Raw genomic sequence first — 22402 nt, forward strand, 5'->3', positions numbered from 1 at the left:
AAACCATAAGGGGGGATTATTTTGTCTTTATTGCATGTAGCCATCATTTCTCCTTTTTTAATGGCTATTCTTGTTCCTTTTCTTTATAAAGGACTTCGAAGCATACATACAGGCTGGTTTGTGCTTGCCTTGCCTATCTTGCTATTTACCTACTTTCTGCAATGGCTCCCAGTCACTCGCAAAAACGAAGCCATACAGGAATCGATGAACTGGATTCCATCACTCGGCATTAAGTTTACTGCTTATGTGGACGGGCTGGGCATTCTGTTTGCCCTGCTGATTACCGGAATCGGCGCGCTTGTGGTGCTTTATTCGGTCTTTTATTTGTCGAAAGAAAGGGAAAACCTGCATAATTTCTATGTTTATCTGCTTATGTTCATGGGAGCCATGCTTGGTGTCGTTTTGTCGGACAATCTGATCACCTTGTACATGTTCTGGGAATTGACATCGATCTCTTCGTTCTTATTGATCGCTTACTGGTATGATCGCGAACGTTCCCGTTATGGCGCGCTGAAATCGATGCTCATCACTGTGTTCGGCGGCCTTTCCATGCTGGGCGGATTCTTGCTGCTTTCCATTATGGGGGAGACATTCAGCATTCGTGAACTAGTTGCTCAAGCGGGAGAATTAAATGATCATCCGCTGTTCCTGTTCGCCATGGTGCTCGTATTGCTGGGAGCCTTTACGAAATCGGCGCAGTTTCCTTTTTACATCTGGCTACCCGATGCGATGGAAGCGCCTACTCCTGTCAGCGCTTATTTACACTCGGCCACAATGGTCAAAGCAGGAATTTATTTAGTCGCTCGCTTAAGCCCGATTTTTGCTTTTTCCGAATACTGGTTCTGGCTTGTAGGCGGAATCGGCATTTTCACGTTGTTCTGGGGATCTTTTAACGCCGTCAAGCAAACCGACTTAAAAGGGATTCTTGCCTTCTCAACCGTGAGTCAGCTCGGTTTAATTATGTCGCTTCTTGGAGCGGGAGCTGCGGCTCTTCATTATGATTCCTTGAAGGATAACATCTACACCGCGGCTACGATTGCTGCCGTTTTTCATTTGATCAACCATGCCACGTTCAAAGGCAGCTTATTTATGGTCGTCGGGATTGTCGATCATGAAACAGGCACGCGCGATATCCGCAAGCTAGGCGGCTTATTGGGGCTGATGCCTGTGACGTTCACCATCGCCGTTATCGGAGCGTTCTCGATGGCTGGATTGCCGCCGTTTAATGGCTTTTTAAGTAAAGAGATGTTCTTTACGGGCATGATTCAATTACTGAATGTGGATATTTTCAACTTGCAAACATGGGGCATGCTCTTTCCGGTTCTCGCCTGGGTAGGAAGTGTGTTTACGTTCATTTACAGTATGATGATTGTATTCAAGACCTTCACCGGAAAGCTTCAGCCGGAAAAATTACCGAGAACACCGCATGAAGCGCCCTTCGGCATGCTGGTTTCGCCAATGATTTTAGCGGCGCTCGTTGTATTATTCGGCATTTTCCCAAATCTATTGTCCTACAGCCTCATTCAGCCGGCGGTTGCAGCGGTGATCCCTTCTCTGATCGGTCCCGGCGAACAGGTGCCTGTTCACATTTCGCATTGGCACGGCTTTAAGCCCGAGCTGTTTATGACCATCGGCGTGGTGGCTCTCGGAACGGCTATGTATGTGACGCTGAATAAATGGAGTAAAGTTTATCAGCTATTCCCTGGAAAGGTCACATTAAATGCGCTGTATGACACGGGGCTTTATTCGGCCGAGCGGGGTTCCTATACACTGACGAAATCCTATATGACCGGATTTATCCGCACGTATCTCGTCTATATTTTCGCCTTTTTTATCGGCATCCTCGGCTTTACAATGTGGAACCAACAAGCATTTACCTTTAAAACTGATCAGCTGGCACCGATCGGCGTGTATGAAGTGGTCCTTGTGCTGGTGATTGCTGCCAGTCTTGTAACGATTCTTTCCGCAAAATCGCGATTGACTTCCATCATCGCTTTAGGGGCCGTCGGTTCGGCCGTATCTTTATTTTTCGTCATTTTCCGGGCTCCGGACTTGGCGCTGACACAATTAGTGATAGAAACAGTATCTGTGGCCCTGTTCCTGCTTTGTTTCTATCATTTGCCTCAGCTCAGCCGCCACGAGGAGCGAATGAGCTTCAGATTAGGAAATTTATTGGTGTCTGCCGGCGTTGGAATCGTCGTCGTTCTTATAGCTATTTCCGCTCACAGCAATAAAATGTTTGAATCAATTTCTAAGTATTACGTGGAAAATACGTATGATAAAGCGGGCGGAGAAAACATGGTCAATGTCATTCTCGTTGACTTCCGCGGATTTGATACATTATTTGAAGTTTGCGTACTGGGCATTGCCGCTCTCGGCATTTATGGAATGATCAAGCTTCGGTTGGAAAAGAAAGGGGGAAAATCGGATGAAAACGAATGATGTGATTTTACAAACCGCCAGTAAAGTAGTGTTCTTTATTATCATCCTCTTTTCCATCCACTTATTCTTCACCGGGCATTATCATCCCGGCGGAGGCTTCGTAGGCGGGCTGATGACGTCAGGAGCGATTGTTCTCCTGCTTCTCGCCTACGACATTGAAACGGTGTCTAAAGGCTTTCCGATCGATTATAAAATATTGATCGCCATCGGCCTGTTCTTTGCAGCCGGTACAGCCGCAGGCGCTCTATTATTCAATGTTCCGTTTTTAACGCATGCTTTCGGTTATTTCGACTTGCCGCTGCTTGGAAAGACTTCCCTGCATACAGCGGTCCTGTTCGATACGGGCGTGTATTTAACTGTCATCGGTGTGACCATGACCATTATTCAAACGATAGGAGAGAGTGAATAATGGAGATATTAATGTCTATTGTAGCTGGATTGCTGCTGGCAAGCGCCGTGTATTTGATGCTGTCTAAAAGCTTGCTGCGCATCATTATCGGCACGGGGCTTTTAAGCCATGGCGCCCATCTATTGATCCTTACGATGGGCGGACTGAAAAGCGGGGCAGCGCCGCTTTTGGGGCAGCACGCGAAAGCGTATGTCGATCCGCTGCCGCAGGCGCTGATCTTAACGGCTATCGTCATCAGCTTCGGCGTCACCGCTTTTTTTCTGGTGCTCGCTTACCGGGCTTATCAGGAGCTGGGCACCGACAATATGGACGAGATGAGAGGTACGAAAGCCAATGACTAATCTTTTAATATTGCCGATTCTGATTCCTCTTTTGACCGCCATTGTATTAATTTTCTTAAGCAAATGGATCACGGCGCAGCGAATCCTCTCTGCCGTATCGGCAGCGGGCACGTTCGCCGCGTGTATGATCCTATTGCGAACTGTGCAAGAAGACGGCATTCAAACATTAAATCTCAGCAGCTGGCAAGCGCCGTTTGGGATTACGCTCGTATCCGATATGCTGTCTGTTCTGCTCGTTTCTACATCCACGCTGATTACGTTCTGTGTGATTCTTTATTCATTCCGCTCCATCGGCAAGCAGAGGGAACGCTTCTACTATTACCCGGCAATCCAATTTATGCTTGTCGGGGTAAACGGCGCTTTTACGACAGGTGATATTTTTAACTTGTTTGTCTTCTTTGAAGTAATGCTAATGGCGTCTTATTTATTAATCGTGATTGGCGGAACAAAAATCCAACTGAGCGAATCGATTAAATATATTTTAGTCAATGTCATTTCTTCCGCCATTTTTGTCATCACGGTTGCCTTCCTGTACTCGGTTGTCGGCACATTGAATATGGCGGATGTCTCAAGAAGAATTGCCGAAATCGGGCAGCCGCCGATCATCACAGTGATCGCCGTTCTGTTTTTGATTGTATTCGGCATAAAGGGGGCCATTTTTCCGCTTTACTTCTGGATGCCCGGCTCTTACCAGGCGCCTCCGGTACCGATCCTTGCATTATTCGGCTCCTTGCTGACCAAAGTCGGCGTGTACTCCATTTTGCGGACATACTCGCTGTTCTTTTATCACGATCAGCCCTTTACCCATGAGCTGCTTAACATGCTGGCGATTCTGACGATCATCGCTGGGGTGATTGGCGCCATCGCTTACTGGGATGTCAAAAAAATTATTATTTATAACATTATTATTGCCGTCGGCGTCTTAGCGTTTGGCATTTCTCTAGCCACTGAGGAAGCCTACAAAGGAACGATCTTTTATTTAATTCATGACATGATCATCAAAGCCGCGCTATTCTTGCTGATTGGTGTTATGATCAAGATTACTGGCACAAGCAATTTACGGAATATGGGCGGATTAATCAAGAAATACCCGCTTCTTGGCTGGACGTTTCTCGTCGCGGCCTTCGCACTCGCCGGCATCCCGCCGCTCAGCGGATTTGTAGGCAAGTTTCTCATCGTACGAGCCGGCTTTGCCGAAGGTGCTTACATCGGATCGCTGGTTGTTCTGCTGTCAAGCCTGTTTGTTCTTTACTCAGTGATCAAAATCTTTATGAACGGCTTTTGGAAAGCGCCTGCTGATTATCCGGGGGAAGAAAAGCAGCCAGTTCACTATTTATGGATGCCTGCAGCGATTCTCGTCGTCGTTTCCATTCTTTACGGGGTGGGTGCGGAAGGAATGTTTCCGCTTATTTCTCAAGCCACTGATGCCCTTATAGATCCGGCAATCTATATTGACGCAGTGTTAAAGGAGTAATGTCATATGGCTTTTCAAATTTTACTTAATTTCTTTTTAGCGTTTCTCTGGATGTTTCTGAAGGTGTCCTTTACAAGCTCGACTTTCATCATCGGATATCTCCTTGGCTTGATCTTGATCTATGGCATGCGGCGATTTTTTTCCACTGAATTTTATATGAAACGGGTGTTAGCGGTCATTTATTTAATTCTTCTGTTTTTCAAAGAATTGCTCATGGCCAATATTGATGTATTGAAGGTAATACTAAAGCCAAAGCTGGATATTCAGCCTGGAATCTTTGCTCTTCCTACTGAGCTGGAGTCCGATTGGGAAATCACATTGCTGGCCAATTTAATTACGCTAACGCCAGGTACGCTCGTGGTGGATATTTCAGATGATCATAAAACATTGTATATCCACGCGATCGACTTGCCGGATGTCCATGAGGCGATTGACGGCATAAAAAACTCGTTTGAGAAAGCCATTATGGAGGTGAGCCGCAATGCTTGAAGTCGTGATGAAAATATCGCTGGTTTGTTTTTCATTAGCTATGCTCGGTCTCATCTACCGGCTGATCAAGGGACCCACCACTCCGGATCGCGTGGTAGCGTTAGATGCCATTGGAATCAATCTCGTCGCCATTGTCGGCATATTATCAATGCTGTTAAAAACCCATGAGTTTTTGGATGTCATTCTATTAATCGGAATTCTAGCGTTCATCGGTACGATCTCTTTCGCTAAATTCCTTGAGAAAGGAGAGATTATTGAAAATGAACGCCGTCATTGATGCAGCGATCATTCTCTTCTTGATTTTAGGTGCGTTTTTATGCTTAGTAGCGGCTTTTGGGGTTATTAGGCTGCCAGACATCTATACAAGGAACCATGCGGCCTCCAAAGCGGCCACCCTCGGCGTTATGTTTACGCTGATGGCTGTCTTTCTTTACTTTTACTTAATTGAAGGGCATTTTAATTCCCGAGTGCTGCTCGGAATTATCTTCGTCTTTATTACGGCGCCGGTATCCGGACATCTAATCAGTCGTGCTGCCTATAATTCCGGAGTCAAACTGTCTGAAAACAGCATCCGCGACGATTTAAAAGATAAGAAATAAAAGGTCAAACAAAAACTGCATCTCCAGCCATTGGAGATGCAGTTTTTTGGATTAACCGGACTGCTGCAGAACATTTAAAAGCTTATGCCCATCACTTGAAGCGCGGGGATCCTTCAAACACCAGCGCAGCCGTCCGTTACCTTACCAGGCTGCGCTCTCAGCCCGTGCCGCTGATGTGAGATTCGCATGGAATGGCCGATTGGACGCTTGCTGTTCACACCGCAGATTTTATGGCTTATTTTTGATGGCATTCGAAAGAAAACTGGAAAGATAGTTAAATGGACCATGCGAAATAACTGAAAGCCAAAAAAAGAACCCGGTACACTACCGGGCTCCTATTAACTAGGCGGCCTAATGAAATCTCTGTGTCCAGCTTTGGTTTGTTTTTTTGAGCTGAGATCATCCTTTCCGGACAAACTGCTTTCGCGTGCCCGAGAAAAATTCCAGCTGCTGTTCTTTAATGATCATAGAGGGTTTCTGCTTCACTGCCATCCGCCCGGTGAATCACAAGAATGCCCTCATGCTTCTTCGCATACTGTTTGGCAAGAGCTGTCAGCTCTTCCTTCGCATCCGCTTTTGCCAGCGGCTTGTGCCCGTCTTCCTTCATCAGGCGCCAGCCTCTGCCTTCATCGTCAGGCTGCACATGATACACCGGGCGGCCGCCATCGCTTCCATGCCCTTTTCCGACCGCACTGCGAGCCCGATCAATCGCAATAGCAATCGACCGGCCCTCGTCATATCCTTCATCAAGCAGGGCATTGGCAATTTCAATCGCTTTATTCCTCACCTTTAAAGGCAAATTCTTCATCGAATCAGGATAATCCTTTTGGTTCCAAGGCATCGGCCTCTCCTCCTGTCGCTGTCTATGCCTTCTTTTCCCCGATTGTTTAGACAACAAACTAGCTTTTCTTCGGAAGGACCGCCATCGTGCAGCGTGAAAGGCAAATGAGCTGCTCCTGTTCGTCTTGAATACGAATGTCCCATACCATAGTGGAGCGGCCGCGATGAACGACTTTTGCGATCGCTGTCACCGTTCCTTCCCTTTTGGCTTTCACATGATTCGCATTGATTTCAAGTCCGAAGCATATCTCTTTTTCCTGATCAATCAAATGAGCGGTCCCCACGCTGGCTGCAGTTTCGGCTAAAGCAACAGAAGCTCCGCCATGGAGAAAACCAAACGGCTGCCGCGTTCGGTCATCAACAGGCATCGTCATCACAACTTGGCCCTCCCCGATTTCCTTATACTCCATGCCTAGAGCGGATATCAGCGTCTTGTTCTGTTCCATCTGTAAGCTCCTTCCTCGCGAGTATACTTCCCTTTCACTCAAGCTTTGTTTCTATGTATTAAGTTAAACTTAGCAGAACTTCAACATTATATGCAATGATGAATAATGTATGCATCCTTTATTCCTCATATGAAAGATAAAGTGAGGAACAAAGAATTTTAAGTGGAAGAGGACAGCACCTAAATGCTCGATTTGCTCGTTCCTGCACGAAGCAGGTGAATACAATCCGCGCTGAAAGGACCGATTAAAAAAAGAAATAAATAGAATTCTGAATTTTTTCAAAATGGAACATTTCTTGCATATTACTCTTACAACACCCACTAAAGAAAGAAGGCTGACAGATGAAAAAAAAGAAAACACCCTCTTTAGCCATCGCTTTGATTCCAATCCTGGCGATGATCACATTGTTATTTATCGGTATTTTTGTATTTGAAGCAGATCCTCATATTCCCCTTCTGTTCAGCGCCATCATTGCTGCCTTTATAGCGATGTATTTGGGGCACACATGGCTGGAAATTGAAAAAGGAATCATCCGCGCCGTGTCGCTATCCTTGCAGGCGCTGCTGATTTTACTCGTCATTGGAACTATCATGGCCACTTGGCTGGCTGGCGGGATTGTGCCAACGATGATCTATTATGGGCTTGATCTTTTATCCGCCGCTTATTTTCTTCCGGCAGCGGCCGTTATTTGCAGCATTGTTGCCATTGCTTCAGGCAATGCCTGGACGGCTGCTGGAACAATCGGCATCGCGATCATGGGAATTGGCACGGGTCTCGGCATCGATCCCGCAATGGTGGCGGGAGCTGTCATTTCCGGATGCTATTTCGGTGATAAAATCTCTCCCTTATCCGAGACTACCAATATGGCTCCTGGCATTACAGGCGTCGATTTGTTCGATCATATTAAACATATGCTTTACACGACGATCCCCGCATTGCTTATTTCCGTGATCCTGTATTTCTTTATCGGCCTGTCTTTGAAAGAAAAAGCGGCCGGCCTAGAAGAAATTGCAGCTTTGCAGCGAAATTTAAGCGAAATTTTTATCATTAGCCCTTGGCTCCTGCTTGTTCCGGCTGTTGTTCTTCTATTGATTATTGCGAAGATTCCGGCACTTCCCGGGCTGGTTATCGGCTCTATTACAGGGGCATTTGTCGCTGTGCTGATTCAAGGGACGAGCATCGGCGAGGTTCTCGGCGTAATGGTTAACGGGTTTCAGCTGGAAACCGGCCACGAAATGCTGGACAGCTTATTAAATAACGGCGGTACCGAAGCTATGATGTACACCATTTCATTGGTGATGATTGCGATGAGCTTTGGAGGCATTCTGGAAGTGAGCGGCATACTAGAGACGCTCGTCCATCACTTATTAAAGCTCGCCAAATCCACGGGCAGCTTAATCGCAACAACAGCGGCCACTTGCATTACAGCAAATATTGTTGCTTGCGATCAATATTTATCCATTCTTCTCCCCGGCCGCATGTATATTAGCGCTTACCGCAAGCGAAAGCTTCATCCGAAAAATTTATCGCGCACACTGGAAGATGCCGGCACGATGACCTCTCCCCTCGTTCCTTGGAACACATGCGGAGCCTTCATGACGGCGACACTTGGCGTTTCGACCTTTCAATATGCACCGTATGCGTTTCTATGCCTGATCAGTCCATTGATCGCTCTCCTTTATGGATTCACCGGCTTTAACATTACTAGACTTTCGGATGAAGAGATGGCAGCAATGGAAGCCGAAGAGCGGAAAAACGGCACTTCTCAAGTCGCTCATGAAGAAAAGCTGCCGCGTACCTTTGACGCTCTGTAAAGCCCAATGCGCATGCATCTCATTTTTCCTAAAAAAAGAAAACAAAGCGAAGCCCCCAATTCGTTCATCGACTATTGGGGGCCGTTTGCTTTCTCAAAAATAGCCAAATGGCGGGCGGAACGGCGGATAATACGGATATGGCGGGTATGGCGGATACGGCGGACGAAGAAGAGCTCCTCCGAGAAAACCGCCTAACAGCCCTCCTACAAAAGGAGCGCCAAAAAAAGGGAGAAATCGACTGTCGCGATAATACATGTGTACTGACCTCCTTCTTTTCTTGCTTACTATGTTGTATGCAGCAAACGGGCTTTTGGCATGGGCGCCAAGTTTTCAGCAATAAAAAAACCTTTAAAGCTTTCGTCCAAAGCTTTAAAGGTTTTCCTTCTTTTCCTTACAGCATAATTGCTGCCAGCCAGCCAATGAGAATGACCGGGATGTTGAAATGCAAGAAAGTCGGCACACATGAGTCCCAAATATGATTATGCTGTCCGTCAACATTTAAACCGGATGTCGGTCCAAGCGTGCTGTCGGAAGCCGGCGATCCCGCATCTCCAAGCGCTCCGGCCGTTCCAACAAGAACGATCGTTGCCATTGGGCTAAAGCCGAGCTCTAATGCAAGCGGAACATAGATCGTTGCGATAATTGGAATGGTTGAAAAGGAAGAACCGATGCCCAATGTAACGAGCAATCCAACAATCAGCATCAGCAAAGCACCCAGCACTTGGTTGCCGCCGATTGCGCTGGCCGCCTGCTTCACCAGCTGTTCAACGTCCCCTGTTTCGCTCATCACTTTGGCAAAACCGGACGCGGCAATCATCACAAAGCCGATAAAGGCCATCATCCGCATGCCATCTGTAAGCAGCCGATCCGCCTCATTCCAGCTGATCGACTTGGACGCATAGAGAACGACGATACCGGCCAGTGCGCCAAACACCATCGATTCAGTCCATATTTGTGCAGCAAGCGCCGCGATAATTGCCACGACCGACCAAATAATTCCTTTCACAGAGTACCCTTTATTTCCTTCTAAAGTAACCGGCACGATCGGTTTATTGTAAGTTCGCGGTTTTCGGTAAGAAAAGAACACGGCGATGAGCAATCCGACAACCATGCCGCTCGCTGGAAACAGCATGGCTGTCGGAATTTGGTGCATTTCCACTTTCAAGCCGCTCGCCGTAATATTCGAGGCGATAATTTCATGAAAAATTTGCCCGAAACCCACTGGAAGCAGCATATACGGCGTGACTAATCCAAAGGTAAGAACCGTTGCCACCAAACGCCGATCCACCTGCAGTTCATTTAGAATTTTTAGCAGCGGCGGAATCAAAAGCGGAATGAAAGCAATGTGAATCGGAATCAAGTTTTGCGAGAAACAAGCCATAAGTAAAATAAAAAAGATAATCAGTGCCCGTGACAGCTTTTTAGCCCGCGTATCCCCTTGTTTACCGACATACTTCAACACAAATTCCACTAGCGCATTCGGAAGCCCTGTGCTGGAAATGGCGACCGCAAAGCCGCCAAGCATGGCATAGCTTAACGCCACATTAGCACCGCCGCCCACTCCTTCCGTAAACGCTTCAATCGTTCCATCTATTCCTAAACCGCCAATGGCTCCCCCGATCAGTGCACCCGTAATTAATGAAAAAACAACATTGACACGTAATAAACTGAGGAGAAGCATGACGATGACAGCTACTACAACAGCATTCATCTGAAATGCCCCTTTCGCTTTAGTTTGCTAAATTGGTAGAGAACTAAAATAAAAATAGCAAACCTTTGCCGTCCTTGTCAATGGTTTTTTTATCCATGTATTTTGGATGCTTATTCGTCGAAATTGGACTCTTTCATGGCTACCGCCCGTATTTCGTGCTGCTCCGCCCGAAAACTGACAAAGTCCGTCCGAAAACGAACGAACTTTGCCCATATTCATTGAATTTCCGACAGTAAATTATTGTAAATCTCTTTTTTCTTCTGCGGTCATTTTGAACGGCAGCTTCTGCTTTCTTAAGAGTTTATTATTCATTTCTGCTGAGTACAAATGTGGCCAGTGTGCGCACCATCGCACCTGTCGCTCCGGCAGGACCAAGCGCGCCAGCTTGATTTGTATCAGCCGTTCCGGCAATGTCAAGATGAACCCAAGGCGTTCCTTCAGCAAATTCGCCAATGAACCCTCCGCCCATAATGGCATGGCCCTCGCGTCCGGGTGAATTATTCAAATCCGCAATCGCACTGCTGCGGATTCGCTGTTTATCTTTTTCGGTTAACGGCAAACGCCAAATAAATTCTCCTGCTTCAAACGACGCTTCCAATACTTCTTCAAACAGCTCTTCATTATTAGTAAGCGCGCCTGTTTTATCCGTGCCAAGCGCCACGATCACACCGCCTGTCAATGTGGCTACATCAATCAAACAGCTGGCGCCGTGATGCTTGGCATATGTGACTGCATCTGCCAGCACGAGCCGCCCTTCGGCATCCGTATTGAGCACCTCAATCGTTTTTCCGCTCATAGACGTGATGACATCATCCGGCTTAAAGGCGTGACCGCTTATCATGTTGTCAGTCGCTGGAATTACAGCGACAACATTCTGATCCGGCTTTAATTCGCCGATGATTTCCATGGCGCCCAAAACCGCTGCTGCTCCGCCCATATCCGTCTTCATGCCGACAATCCCGCTTTTCGTCTTAAGCGAATATCCGCCGGTATCAAAAGTGATGCCCTTACCGACCAGCCCGATAACATTCGTCCATTCCTCTTTTGGCTGATATTTCAGCGTGATCATTTTCGGCGGCTGAGCCGAGCCTTGATTCACGGCTAACAGCGCCCCCATGCCGAGCTTTTCCATCTCTTCTTTCTCAAGAATTTCCACTTCAAACCCATACTTCTCGGCCAGCAGCTCCGCATAAGCCGCAAGGTCTGCAGCGGTCAGCATATTCCCTGGCGTATTGACAAGCGTGCGGGCGGAATTAGTTCCTTGTCCCATCACATAGCCTACTTGCAAAGCAGCCGCCGTTTCCTTTGCATCCGCCTCCGTATATACCGTTATCTGTTCTATCTGCTTTTCCGGCTCATTGGATGCTTGCTTGTACCCTTTAAATTCATACGTAGCAAGTGCAAAGGCCTCACTGAAGGCATGAGCGGCAGTCTCTGCCGGCAGCTGTTCGCAGACAAAGCTGTCAAGCGCCACCGCGAGAGAAGTAAGCCCCAGCTTCCGGCTGCGCTTAAACGCATACCCCAGAGCTTCCTTCAATTCATGAACATCAGCCTGCTTCTCCTTTCCGAGTCCGACAAACAGCAGCCGTTTTGCCGGGACGTTCCCGAAGGAAGGAACTAGAGCTACGTCATTTCTTTTAGCGGAAAGATCGCCTTCTTTCACCAGCTCCGTTAACTGGCCGTCAAATGCCTGATCCAGCTCTTCCAGTCTTTCAAATTTAAGCGGGCGGTCATACAGACCAATGATCAGACAGGATTCCTCTTGCTGGATAAATGATTGATTACTCACCTTGAACATATTTCCACCTCCTCCCTCATTATACAAAAAGGAATTTCGCCTTTCGAACAAAATCCATGCTACAATGAAGAAAATCTGCAGGAAAGAGGAGAAGCTGTATGCGTTTGATTTCTATCTGTCCAAGTAATACGGAGATACTGGCTTATCTTGGTCTCACGGACCAACTTGTCGGAGTGGATAATTATTCGGATTGGCCGCAAAAAGTAAAGACCTTGCCGCAATTGGGGCCGGATCTGAAAATTGACATGGATCAAGTCGAGAAGCTTCAGCCCGACCTTGTTATTGCTTCCTTAAGCGTGCCCGGAATGGAAAGAAATATTGAGGAATTAAAAAAGCGGCGTATCCCCTTCATTGTCACCAATCCCCAATCATTAACAGACATCGGCCACTCGCTGCTGGAAGTTGGCAAACAATGCGGGGCTTCCGCTCAGGCAGAAAAGATGGCCAGCCGCTACTTTGCCCAGCTAAAGCTTCTCCAGCAGGCCACAAGCAAGCTAACTTCGCGTCCCTCCCTATATTGGGAATGGTGGCCTAAGCCGGTCTTCACCCCTGGCAAAGTCAATTGGCTGACAGAGATCAGTGAAATAGCCGGGGCGCGGAATGTATTTTCCGATCAGGAGACGGCCAGCTATCAGACGAATTGGGAAGAAATTCGAATAAGAAAGCCCGACTATATCTTTCTCGCCTGGGTAGGCGTCCAAACGGAAAAGATTCAGCCGGCGGTTGTAAACAAGCGGCCCGGCTGGGCTGAACTGCCAGCGATTCAAAACGGAAGAGTGGCTGTTATGGAAGAATATTTATACTGCCGGCCTTCCCCGCGCGTGTTAGCGGGTCTTGATAAGCTGGTGAAAATGATCCATCCCGCTGTCGGAAAATCGATCGAGCTGGACCCGGTCTTTGCCTAAAAAAAAGCGAGTGCCGCCTTGGTGACACTCGCTTTTTAAGCACGAAAAAACGGCTCCTTATCCCAAAGCCGTTAAAACATTTGATAGCCCTTTTGACGAAGAATTCGCATCGTCATTCCTGAAGCAATAGCCCCGAGAAACCCGCATGATAAAATGACAACATCAGCAGGCTGCAGGGAGGCAATCCTTGTTCCCAAAGCCGAAAACGTTTCTCCTGCTTTGAAAACATAATCAAAGGTGCTTACTTTATCCACCATAACAATCGTAACAATCGGATAAAGAACAGCCATAATCCACGTCATTCGAAGCAGCATATTTAGCAGGAAGCCGATTCCGAAAAACAGTACGAAAAAGAGAAGCATTGAAACAAGTACAATAGCAATATGCATTTCGTCTCCCCCTTAATTACTAAATATTAGTGTACTTAATAAGGAGAGAAACGTCAAGAAAGCGGGGAATGCCCGCTTTCCTAATCTGTTCTTCCTTTCCCCTCACAGTTTCGGCATGTTTCAGACCCGCCGAGCAGCAGTTGAAAATAACCCTTGCCGCTGCAATAGCTGCAGGTCGTTTTTGTCCCTTTTTCTTTCATATCAACTTCTCCTTTCTGAATTTTCTGATAATATATCAAAAAATTCAGAAGCTTTCAATCTCCTTTTTCGCTTATTTTCATTTATTTTCGAGAAGAATCGCTGCCCTTTTTTAGGGATATTTGTCTTCTTTCCCTACCAGTCTGAAAAAAAAAGCTAAGACGGACTACGCCACATTCTGTTGCAGCAACGGCTACGTCTGCGCTCCGTTCATGTAAAAAGCCGAAAGAGGCCGCCCAAAAAGGGCGGCCTCCTGCTACTTCTTATTTAAAAAATATTGAATTTGCCTTTTTTCAGCACAAGCGCTGGACCGCCGATCATAAATAGGGCGCGGTTATCGATCATTTTTTTCATGAAGGAAGCTTTTGTTCCAGTCATCTTTTTGCCGAACGCCACACCGATCGCGTCATCGTCTCCTAAAGAGCAAACCGTACCTTTAATATCCGGTTTGAAGGATTCGAGCTCTTCTGCACTGCCTTTGACTAGCTTGACTACGTTGCGGGCGCATACTTCCCCTTGCTGCATCGCAATTTGAGCAGTTGGCGGATAAGGGCGATTAATTTCTTCGTTAATGATTAATGAAGAATCACCAATCACAAAAATGTCATCATGGCCAGGCGCACGCAAATCAGGATTTACTTTCACACGGGCGCGCATATTTTCAATTTCCGCTTTCTCAATAATAGAGCTTCCGCGGACACCGGCTGCCCAGATGACGGTACCGGCTTTAATTTCTTCCAGCTCTTCCTCGCCCTTCGCTGCTTTAATGCCCTCTGGCGTTACCTCTTTAATCGCTGTGCCAATTTTAAATTCGACGCCTTTCTTCTCTAATTGCGCAACGGCGTATTTCACTAGTTCAGGATCAAAGCCCGGAAGTACAGTAGGTGCTGCTTCCACGCAGTAAATGCGAACTTTAGAGTAGTCGATATCATACTCGCGGCAAAGCTCAGGGACGCGGTTAGTAAGCTCGCCAAGAAACTCGATGCCGGTGAAACCTGCTCCGCCGACTACAATTGCCAAACGCTCTTCTTTCTTGTCCGTTTCTGTTGCATATGTAGCAAATTGATAATCAATATGCTCGCGAATTTGCCGAGCTGTGTTTACGTTGGAGATTGTAAACGCATACTCTTTCAGTCCTTGAATTCCGAAAGTTTCTGGTTCTCCGCCTAAGGCAAATACAAGATAATCGTAGTCGATTTCCCCTGTATTTAAAATAACTTTCTTATCCGCTGTTTTCACATCTTGGACTTCTGCACAAATAAATTCGACCTTGCTGCGGTTGATCACGCTGTCAATATCATAACGAACTCGGTCATGATGCATCGTACCCGCTGATGCTTCATGCAGCCAAGTTGTTTCATAATGATAGTCATTTTTGTTGACCAATACAATATCCGCTTCGTCTTGACCCAGCATTTTTTGAAGACGTGTGACCGTCATCAAACCACCATAGCCTGCACCCAACACTACAATCTTTGGCTTTCTCACAATAATCACTTCCACCTTTTGTCCATATTTTCGCGAGCAAATCACATGAATGTATAAACGGCTTTGCAGTTACGAATTAAGAATGTGATGTTCTTCACGAATAAGTATAAAAAAATACTCTAAAAAATATAAGACCTTAACATATGCATATCTAACACAATGATATGTCTTTTCACCTCCTTTTTCAAGACATTTGACTAAAATATTTCGCCTGCCAAACCTCTTTCACCATTACAATGATAACCCTTTCAAAAAGCCTCTCACGTGTTTAAGAATAAGAAATCCGGTATGATAATAGAAGAGAGAGGAATTTCAATTAAAAGGAGGGGTTGGATGCAAGTAAATGAGCAAATATACGACATAACGGTCATCGGCGGTGGGCCTGTTGGGTTATTTACCGCTTTCTACGGCGGTATGCGCCAAGCTTCCGTCAAGATCATCGAAAGCCTGCCGCAGCTTGGCGGCCAATTATCCACCTTGTACCCTGAGAAATATATTTACGATGTAGCTGGGTTTCCAAAAGTAAAGGCGCAGGAGCTGGTGGACCGCTTAACCGAGCAAATGAAGCCTTTTTCTCCTGCCATCTGTCTTGAGCAATCGGCGCAAAGCCTTGAAAAGCTGGCAGATGGAACGTTAAAGCTCACGACTGATCGAGAGGTTCATTTCTCCAAAACGCTGATTATCACGGCCGGAAACGGGGCTTTCCAGCCGCGCAAGCTTCAGCTTCCGAATGCAGAGGCCTACGAGCAAACAAATTTGCACTATTTTGTCACGGAGCTTGAGCCGTTCAGAAATAAAAGAGTGGCCATTTGCGGCGGCGGTGATTCAGCTGTTGACTGGGCTCTGATGCTTGAGCCGATCGCGAAGGAAGTGACACTCATCCATCGCCGGGATCAGTTTCGCGCCCATGAGCATGGCGTCGAAAAGCTCCGTACTTCCCGCGTCAATATCCTGACTCCTTTCATGCCGAACGGATTGATCGATCAAAACGGGAGAATCAGTGCCATTCAATTATCAGAAGTGAAGGGGGACAAACAACTCACCTTACCCGTTGATGATTTAATCGTCAACTTTGGATTTGTTTCATCACTTGGTCCGCTTAAGGACTGGGGACTGACCATCGAAAAAAACAGCATCATCGTCAACTCTAAAATGGAGACGAACATCGAAGCAGTATATGCAGCAGGAGATGTTTGCACGTATGAGGGCAAGGTGAAACTGATCGCTTCAGGCTTTGGAGAAGCGCCGACAGCTGTCAATAATGCCAAAGCGTATCTCGATCCGAAGGCCCGCGTTCAGCCCATGCACAGTACATCATTATTTAATCAATAGCCAATTGCCGTTATTCAGCCGCCAGACAGGGTAAATGATCTATAATTTCTTTTTAAAGGGTGATTCGTGTGAATGTATTAGTGATAGGAGCTGCCGGACTGACCGGCAAGCGCGTCGTCAAGCATCTAGCAGACAGCAGCCAGCACTTGGTCCGTGCAATGGTAAGAAAAGCCGAACAAACCGACGAGATGGAGACGCTGGGAGCCAAAGCTATTTTGGCTAATCTTGAACAGGACTTCAGCTTCGCCATGAATGATGTCAATGCTGTAATATTTGCTGCCGGCTCCGGGTCGGCTACCGGCCATGATAAAACGATCGCCGTTGACCAAGAAGGAGCCAAGAAAGCGGCGGACTTCGCTAAGAAAAAAGGAATTGAGCGTTTCATTATGCTCAGCTCAATCGGCACGGAAAATCCAGCGGCCGGTCCTGCCGAACTGCGTCCTTACTTAGAAGCCAAAAAAGCAGCGGATCTCCATTTACAAAACAGCGGATTGAATTACACCATCGTCCGCCCCGGCACTCTAACCAATGAACCGGGCACAGGAAAAATCGCGCTTTCCCGCCACTTTACCGCCTTGGACAGCCGTACCATCTCCCGGGATGACGTTGCGAGGGTACTCGTTGATTCTTTATTGTTGAAAGAGACAGAACATCAAGTCTTTGAAATCGTCAGCGGCGACACTCCAATAGAGAAAGCATTGAAAAATGTCACCCGCTAAAAAAGCTTAATAAACAGCTCTTAAGGCTTGTATGATAACAGTCTTGAGGAGCTGTTTTTTTGATCAGTCCATAAAATATTATTTCAGCTTATTGATTGCATCGCTTCCTTAACCGGAATTACCTTCAATTAAAAAACATCCGCAATAAATCATTCAATTACTATAATACTAAACGCATCAAGCAAAAACTGGCTGACATGAGTCCGCTTCAATACCGTCTTTACACCAGCCAATTGACTGCTTGATATAAATTAGGGGTCACCACATTCTCGCAACATGTTTGTGCTTTTTCTTAACGCCCAAAAAAAAGCGCCACTTAACGGTATCATTCAATACGCTAAGAGACGCTATATACAAATTTATTACACTAAAGTGTGCGGTGAAATAGGTGATCCACCGTGAAGTGAATACACCATCCCCGCCGCCTAACTTGCCGGACATTCAATTATCAGCAATTCTCTGGCTTGCCGGCATTGGTTGCTGTGCGGAAAGAGGAGCCGCAGCCGCAGGAAGCGATGGCATTCGGATTATCAATCGTGAATCCGCCGCCCATCAGCGATTCTTTATAATCCACCACTGTACCTTTTAATACCGGAGCGCTTTCTTGATCGACTACGATATGAATGCCGTGCTGATGGAGCTCGATATCATCTTCTTTCACTTCATGGTCAAACCCCATGCCGTAGGATAATCCGCTGCAGCCGCCGCCGTGCACTGTGACGCGCAGGCTAGCTCCTTCTTCCTCGTTTTGCTTCATCATTTCCTTTATTTGAAAAGCAGCTGCTTCAGTAATAGTGACTACTTCTTTTTCTTGCAATGGAACCCCTCCATTCAATATGTCTTCTTATTAGTATATACACCAATTGTCTTCTTCTCAACCAAACTGCTTTTTCCTCTTCAATAAACCGCCATAAAAAAGTTCTTAATTCCTGATTATTTTCTCACACAAAAAGAGTATAATCAGATTAAGAATTAAGAATATATACCTAATTCCCGAATGGACTATAGGAGGTAAAGCCGATGGAAACAATCTCTCCATTTTACCAAAAACAAGAAAATTGCCCTTTATGCGGGCAAGTGTTTCATTCCACGAAAATGAGAACCCGCTTTGTAAAAGTGGCAGATCATGAATCAGACTTAAAGCCTATATATAAACAATCCGGCTTGAATCCTCTATTCTATAACGTCAAAGTATGCTGCCACTGCGGCTATTCATTCACAGATGATTTTTCCCCCTATTTCGCTCCCGGCGTCAGAGAGGAGCTAAAACAAAAAATCAGCGCCAATTGGACACCTCAGGATTATGGAAAAGAAAGAGACGCTCAAATGGCCATCAACAGTTACAAGCTTGCTCTATACAGCGGAGTAATCAAAAGAGAAAAGCATTTAACTTTAGCCGGCCTTGCTTTGCGTATCGCCTGGATTTATCGCGATCTTCAAAACAGCGGGCAGGAGCAGCGCTTTCTCCGGCTCGCCGCTAAGCAATATGAAGAGGCCTACTCCAAGGAGGACTTGACCGCCACAGCAATGTCCGATGTAAAGGTTTTGTATTTAATCGCCGAATTAAACCGCCGCACCCATCATATCGAGACTGCGGTATTCTACTTCTCTAAAGTCATTGAAAAACAGCGAATGGCCAATGACAAGAAAATCATTGAAATGGCCAAGGATCGCTGGTATGAATTGCGGGAAGAAAACAAGCATAGTGAAGTGAGCGCTTGAGCGGCTAGAAAGCGGTCAGATTTGACCATCCAGCAAATCTGGCCGCTTTCTTGCTCTCCGCAAAAAAGACGGTCAGGCTTCCGGCCTCACTGTTAAAACATTGGATTTTCTTCTAAGTACTGATAAATGTTATCCACCAGCTCTTCAGGCGTATCTCCGCCAACGGGCTCGCCGTTCACAAGCGCAAATAGCCCTTCTGCACATCTTGTGCAGTGGCTGAGACAGCCGTATTCTATCACATCCAGATTAGGATCACGTTCTAATATTTCAAGCGCTTTTTGCGCACCGCTTGCTAAATTGCTGATACAAAACTCAATAATTGGGTTCATTTAAGCTCTCACCTCTCTTTCTATTCTACTATCCCTTCCACTTAGAAGAAAGCGGAATTCTAGATCCTGCAGGCACAAGGCAGGCTGTAAGGGGTGAAAAACCCCGGTTAATGGGCGCTTCATCTCATTGGCAAATTCCTGCTTGCCAGTTGTGAAAACAGCCATATTTCGATATACTCGTAGTGTCTGAACAAAAATGAACTTTTTTTGACAAAATCCTGGGGGATGTCAAAGCGAAATTACATAAAGCACAAAAGGGGATATTTATATGAAACATTTAGTATTGCTTGGCGGCGGCTACGGGAATATGCGCATATTGCTGAGATTGCTGCCCAATCAGCTGCCGGATGATGTCACGATTACCTTAGTCGATAAGGTTCCTTATCATTGCTTGAAAACGGAATATTATGCCTTAGCGGCCGGCACAATATCCGATCATGAGGTTCGGGTTGCGTTTCCTGAGCATTCTCGTTTAAATCTTGTGTTTGGAGAAGTCACAGGCATTGATTTACAGAATAAGCAGGTACACCTGGAAAATCAAGAATCGATCTCTTATGATGATCTGGTCATCGGACTCGGATGTGAAGATAAATACCATAGCGTCCCCGGGGCCGATCAATATACGCACAGCATTCAGTCCATTGAGAAAGCTCGTCATACGTATCAGACGCTTTCCAATCTGCCCGCTCATTCAAAAATTGGAATTGTCGGGGCAGGGCTGAGCGGCATTGAACTGGCAAGCGAATTGCGGGAGAGCCGGCCGGATCTTGACATAAAGTTGTTTGACCGCGGACCGCGGATTTTAAAAGATTTCCCTGAACGGCTGAGTCAATATATACATAAATGGTTTGTCGAACATGGCGTGGAGGTCATTAATAACGCCAATGTGACGAAAGTGGAGCCGCAAACGATTTATAACCATGAGGATGCCTTCCCGATGGATGCTGTCGTCTGGACGGCAGGCATTCAGCCAAACCGGATTGTGCGGGAATTGGACGTCGAGAAGGACCGCTCCGGACGCGTCAAGCTGACTCCGTATCATAACCTGCCAAACAACGAACATGTATATGTGGTCGGCGATTGCGCTAGCCTGCCTCACGCACCGAGCGCCCAACTAGCGGAAGAACAAGCGGAACAGATTGTCCAAGTTTTAGCCAAACGCTGGAATCACGAACCGCTTCCTGCTGAAATGCCAGAGATGAAGTTAAAAGGGATACTGGGATCCCTTGGAAAAAAACAAGGCTTCGGATTCGTGGCCGACCGCGCCATTACCGGACGCGTAGCCCGCTTTTTGAAGTCGGGCGTTCTCTGGCTATATAAATATCATAACGGATAATCTTGAATGAAACGGCTGACTCTAGCGGAGTTGGTCGTTTTTTTGTTATATCGTTTCCTCTCTTGGGCCATACTAAAAGCTGACTATGATGATATAAGCAAAGGGAGGGATATGACCTGCGAAATTTTTTTAAAGGGAAGCAGCCAGCAGCCAATAAGGATCAGCTGGATCAATTATTGGCTGCTTGCCGTGAATCTAGTGACTTTCTTACATTCCAGCTCCGCGATAACCCAGCCTTTGTCATATCCTATTATAAGAGTTTAGTGAATCCGGATACTGTAAATCAAGAAATCTTATCCGCTCTTTCTGATAAAAAACTGCCGGATTTGCCAACAATAAAGGAACAGCTGCCAATTGAGGATTTATCCATTTTAGATAATGTTTCAGAAATTCAAGATAAATTGATGACTGGCTGTGCGATGATTCATCAAAAAAAAGCCCCGAAAGACGGCTTGCTGATTCCTGCCCCGGCTCTGGAGAAGCGGCAAGTGAATGTGCCTGAAACCGAATACTCGGTTCTCGGTCCGAAAGAAGCTTTCGTCGAATCACTGGATACGAACATCAATCTCGTCCGCAAACGCTTGCCCATCCCAGAACTGCACATGAAAGAAATAAAAGCTGGAAGACTTTCAAAAACACGCGTCAAGGTCGCTTATATTGCGGGGATTGCCAGTCAAGAAAATGTCAATACGATCATCCAAAGAATTCAGTCTATCGAATATGATCACATTCCTGACAGCTCGTTTATTTCGCAAATGATTGTGGATAATAGAAACTCTCCATTCCCGCAAATTATAGATACTGAACGCCCAGACCGCGTAGCCAGCTCTCTGGCGGAAGGAAAGATCGCTGTTTTTGTAGACGGATCGCCGCATGTATTGACAGCCCCAACGACACTGACTGAATTTTTTTCCGCTTATGATGACTACTTTTACACTTGGAATATCGCTTCAGTGTTCAGGTTAATTCGATTATTTGCCGTCACGTTCTCTGTTATTTCCACTCCTGCCTACGTGGCCGTATTAACGTATCATTATGAAATGATTCCGCAGGATCTATTAAATACTTTAGTCTCCTCGCGAAGCGGAATTCCATTTCCCCCGATTTTGGAAGCTCTGATACTCGAGCTGACGATCGAGCTGCTGCGGGAAGCCGGGGCCAGGTTGCCGACGAAGGTCGGACAAACGATCGGGATCGTCGGAGGGATCGTGATCGGAACAGCGGCTGTACAAGCGGGCCTAACAAGCAATGTGCTGTTAATAGTTGTCGCTTTAAGCGCGCTGGCTTCTTTTACTACACCTGTTTTTCAGATCAGCAACGTCATTCGGCTGCTGCGCTTTCCTTTTTTGGTTTTTGCTCAATTGCTGGGATTAGTGGGCATAGCGGTTTGCTTTGCTTTTGTTCTCGTTCACCTGCTCAAGCTCTCTTCTATTGGAAGGCCGTTTCTTACGCCTGTCTATCCCTTGAGAACTCGCGATTTAAAGGACGCTTTGTTCCGTCTGCCCTTCGACAGACAAAATTACCGTCCGCTTATCACAAGAGCTGAAGATAAAGTCCGTTTTCAGCGCCAGCCTCGCTCAAAAAATGATTGGGATATCGAGGAATCATAATGGGAGGTTAT

The 22402-nt window shown here is 46.4% G+C and carries 26 protein-coding genes; 15 read left to right on the forward strand and 11 right to left on the reverse strand.

Going from position 1 to position 22402, the window contains the following annotated elements; genetic code table 11:
* Positions 1-21: 21 nt before the first annotated feature.
* The 7 genes from CEF20_RS11815 to mnhG are packed head-to-tail and all read left to right on the forward strand — an operon-like array spanning position 22 to position 5754.
* Positions 22-2442, forward strand: a complete 2421-nt coding sequence (locus CEF20_RS11815; RefSeq protein WP_100332133.1) for a Na+/H+ antiporter subunit A — start codon at positions 22-24, stop codon at positions 2440-2442.
* Positions 2429-2851 (forward strand): Na(+)/H(+) antiporter subunit B, encoded by a 423-nt coding sequence (locus CEF20_RS11820; protein ID WP_100332134.1) that lies wholly within the window; start codon positions 2429-2431, stop codon positions 2849-2851. Before CEF20_RS11815 ends, CEF20_RS11820 begins: the two co-directional genes overlap by 14 nt.
* Positions 2851-3192, forward strand: a complete 342-nt coding sequence (locus CEF20_RS11825; RefSeq protein ID WP_100332135.1) for a Na(+)/H(+) antiporter subunit C — start codon at positions 2851-2853, stop codon at positions 3190-3192. The genes CEF20_RS11820 and CEF20_RS11825 overlap by 1 nt, the downstream gene beginning before the upstream one ends.
* Positions 3185-4666, forward strand: a complete 1482-nt coding sequence (locus CEF20_RS11830; RefSeq protein WP_100332136.1) for a Na+/H+ antiporter subunit D — start codon at positions 3185-3187, stop codon at positions 4664-4666. Before CEF20_RS11825 ends, CEF20_RS11830 begins: the two co-directional genes overlap by 8 nt.
* Before the next feature lie 6 nt (positions 4667-4672).
* Complete coding sequence (locus tag CEF20_RS11835; RefSeq protein ID WP_100332137.1) at positions 4673-5155, forward strand: Na+/H+ antiporter subunit E; 483 nt, start codon at positions 4673-4675, stop codon at positions 5153-5155.
* Between the two features lie 7 nt (positions 5156-5162).
* On the forward strand, positions 5163-5432 hold the full coding sequence (locus tag CEF20_RS11840; protein WP_408607823.1) for a Na(+)/H(+) antiporter subunit F1: 270 nt from the start codon (positions 5163-5165) through the stop codon (positions 5430-5432).
* The gene (mnhG, locus tag CEF20_RS11845) at positions 5416-5754 is read left to right on the forward strand and encodes a monovalent cation/H(+) antiporter subunit G (protein ID WP_100332139.1); all 339 of its coding nucleotides are present in this window, start codon (positions 5416-5418) and stop codon (positions 5752-5754) included. Before CEF20_RS11840 ends, mnhG begins: the two co-directional genes overlap by 17 nt.
* A gap of 113 nt (positions 5755-5867) precedes the next feature.
* On the opposite strand, the gene CEF20_RS17115 is transcribed toward mnhG, so the two are convergent.
* From CEF20_RS17115 to CEF20_RS11855, 3 genes are all read right to left on the reverse strand, one after another.
* Positions 5868-6005, reverse strand: coding sequence for a hypothetical protein (locus CEF20_RS17115; protein WP_232713506.1), 138 nt, complete (start codon positions 6003-6005; stop codon positions 5868-5870).
* 206 nt (positions 6006-6211) lie between these two features.
* Positions 6212-6595, reverse strand: coding sequence for a DUF2188 domain-containing protein (locus CEF20_RS11850; RefSeq protein WP_100332140.1), 384 nt, complete (start codon positions 6593-6595; stop codon positions 6212-6214).
* Positions 6596-6653: 58 nt separating this feature from the next.
* A complete protein-coding gene (locus CEF20_RS11855; RefSeq protein WP_100332141.1) occupies positions 6654-7040 on the reverse strand; it encodes a hotdog fold thioesterase in 387 nt (128 codons plus the stop codon).
* Positions 7041-7381: 341 nt separating this feature from the next.
* Between CEF20_RS11855 and nhaC the strand changes: the two genes are divergently transcribed.
* On the forward strand, positions 7382-8854 hold the full coding sequence (nhaC, locus tag CEF20_RS11860; protein WP_100332142.1) for a Na+/H+ antiporter NhaC: 1473 nt from the start codon (positions 7382-7384) through the stop codon (positions 8852-8854).
* A gap of 93 nt (positions 8855-8947) precedes the next feature.
* Here nhaC and CEF20_RS16865 read toward each other — a convergent pair whose 3' ends face one another.
* From CEF20_RS16865 to CEF20_RS11870, 3 genes are all read right to left on the reverse strand, one after another.
* On the reverse strand, positions 8948-9109 hold the full coding sequence (locus CEF20_RS16865; RefSeq protein WP_198508518.1) for a hypothetical protein: 162 nt from the start codon (positions 9107-9109) through the stop codon (positions 8948-8950).
* Between the two features lie 136 nt (positions 9110-9245).
* Positions 9246-10565 (reverse strand): Na+/H+ antiporter family protein, encoded by a 1320-nt coding sequence (locus CEF20_RS11865; protein ID WP_100332143.1) that lies wholly within the window; start codon positions 10563-10565, stop codon positions 9246-9248.
* A 304-nt stretch (positions 10566-10869) separates the two neighbouring features.
* On the reverse strand, positions 10870-12363 hold the full coding sequence (locus tag CEF20_RS11870; RefSeq protein ID WP_100332144.1) for a leucyl aminopeptidase: 1494 nt from the start codon (positions 12361-12363) through the stop codon (positions 10870-10872).
* Between the two features lie 98 nt (positions 12364-12461).
* On the opposite strand from CEF20_RS11870, the gene CEF20_RS11875 reads away from it, so the two are divergent.
* Entirely contained in the window at positions 12462-13268 is an 807-nt protein-coding gene (locus CEF20_RS11875; protein WP_100332145.1) for a cobalamin-binding protein, read from the forward strand.
* Positions 13269-13339: 71 nt separating this feature from the next.
* Here CEF20_RS11875 and CEF20_RS11880 read toward each other — a convergent pair whose 3' ends face one another.
* The 3 genes from CEF20_RS11880 to CEF20_RS11885 all read right to left on the reverse strand — a co-directional run bounded on the left by CEF20_RS11880 (position 13340) and on the right by CEF20_RS11885 (position 15343).
* Positions 13340-13657, reverse strand: coding sequence for a YuiB family protein (locus tag CEF20_RS11880; RefSeq protein ID WP_100332146.1), 318 nt, complete (start codon positions 13655-13657; stop codon positions 13340-13342).
* Between the two features lie 80 nt (positions 13658-13737).
* Positions 13738-13857: a YuiA family protein gene (locus CEF20_RS16870; RefSeq protein WP_198508519.1), complete on the reverse strand. Its 120-nt coding sequence runs from the start codon at positions 13855-13857 to the stop codon at positions 13738-13740.
* A gap of 265 nt (positions 13858-14122) precedes the next feature.
* Positions 14123-15343 (reverse strand): NAD(P)/FAD-dependent oxidoreductase, encoded by a 1221-nt coding sequence (locus CEF20_RS11885; protein ID WP_100332147.1) that lies wholly within the window; start codon positions 15341-15343, stop codon positions 14123-14125.
* Between the two features lie 333 nt (positions 15344-15676).
* On the opposite strand from CEF20_RS11885, the gene CEF20_RS11890 reads away from it, so the two are divergent.
* From CEF20_RS11890 to CEF20_RS17515, 3 genes are all read left to right on the forward strand, one after another.
* Positions 15677-16675, forward strand: coding sequence for an NAD(P)/FAD-dependent oxidoreductase (locus tag CEF20_RS11890; protein ID WP_100332148.1), 999 nt, complete (start codon positions 15677-15679; stop codon positions 16673-16675).
* A 68-nt stretch (positions 16676-16743) separates the two neighbouring features.
* Complete coding sequence (locus tag CEF20_RS11895) at positions 16744-17394, forward strand: SDR family oxidoreductase (RefSeq protein ID WP_100332149.1); 651 nt, start codon at positions 16744-16746, stop codon at positions 17392-17394.
* A gap of 95 nt (positions 17395-17489) precedes the next feature.
* Entirely contained in the window at positions 17490-17639 is a 150-nt protein-coding gene (locus CEF20_RS17515; RefSeq protein WP_408607814.1) for an IS3 family transposase, read from the forward strand.
* Between the two features lie 203 nt (positions 17640-17842).
* On the opposite strand, the gene erpA is transcribed toward CEF20_RS17515, so the two are convergent.
* Positions 17843-18211 (reverse strand): iron-sulfur cluster insertion protein ErpA, encoded by a 369-nt coding sequence (gene erpA, locus CEF20_RS11900; RefSeq protein ID WP_100332150.1) that lies wholly within the window; start codon positions 18209-18211, stop codon positions 17843-17845.
* 203 nt (positions 18212-18414) lie between these two features.
* Between erpA and CEF20_RS11905 the strand changes: the two genes are divergently transcribed.
* Positions 18415-19116 carry a DUF2225 domain-containing protein gene (locus tag CEF20_RS11905; protein ID WP_100332151.1) on the forward strand — a complete coding sequence of 234 codons (702 nt, stop codon included), beginning with the start codon at positions 18415-18417 and terminating at the stop codon, positions 19114-19116.
* 92 nt (positions 19117-19208) lie between these two features.
* Here the strand turns inward: CEF20_RS11905 and CEF20_RS11910 are convergent, their stop codons facing one another.
* Entirely contained in the window at positions 19209-19445 is a 237-nt protein-coding gene (locus CEF20_RS11910) for a YuzB family protein (RefSeq protein WP_100332152.1), read from the reverse strand.
* 268 nt (positions 19446-19713) lie between these two features.
* Here CEF20_RS11910 and CEF20_RS11915 point away from each other — a divergent pair, with 268 nt between their 5' ends.
* Both CEF20_RS11915 and CEF20_RS11920 read left to right on the forward strand, forming a co-directional pair.
* Positions 19714-20781 carry an NAD(P)/FAD-dependent oxidoreductase gene (locus tag CEF20_RS11915; RefSeq protein WP_100332153.1) on the forward strand — a complete coding sequence of 356 codons (1068 nt, stop codon included), beginning with the start codon at positions 19714-19716 and terminating at the stop codon, positions 20779-20781.
* A 176-nt stretch (positions 20782-20957) separates the two neighbouring features.
* A complete protein-coding gene (locus tag CEF20_RS11920; protein WP_232713508.1) occupies positions 20958-22391 on the forward strand; it encodes a spore germination protein in 1434 nt (477 codons plus the stop codon).
* The last annotated feature ends 11 nt before the right edge of the window (positions 22392-22402 follow it).

This window comes from Bacillus xiapuensis (assembly GCF_002797355.1).
In the GTDB taxonomy this organism is placed as follows: domain Bacteria; phylum Bacillota; class Bacilli; order Bacillales; family Domibacillaceae; genus Bacillus_CE; species Bacillus_CE xiapuensis.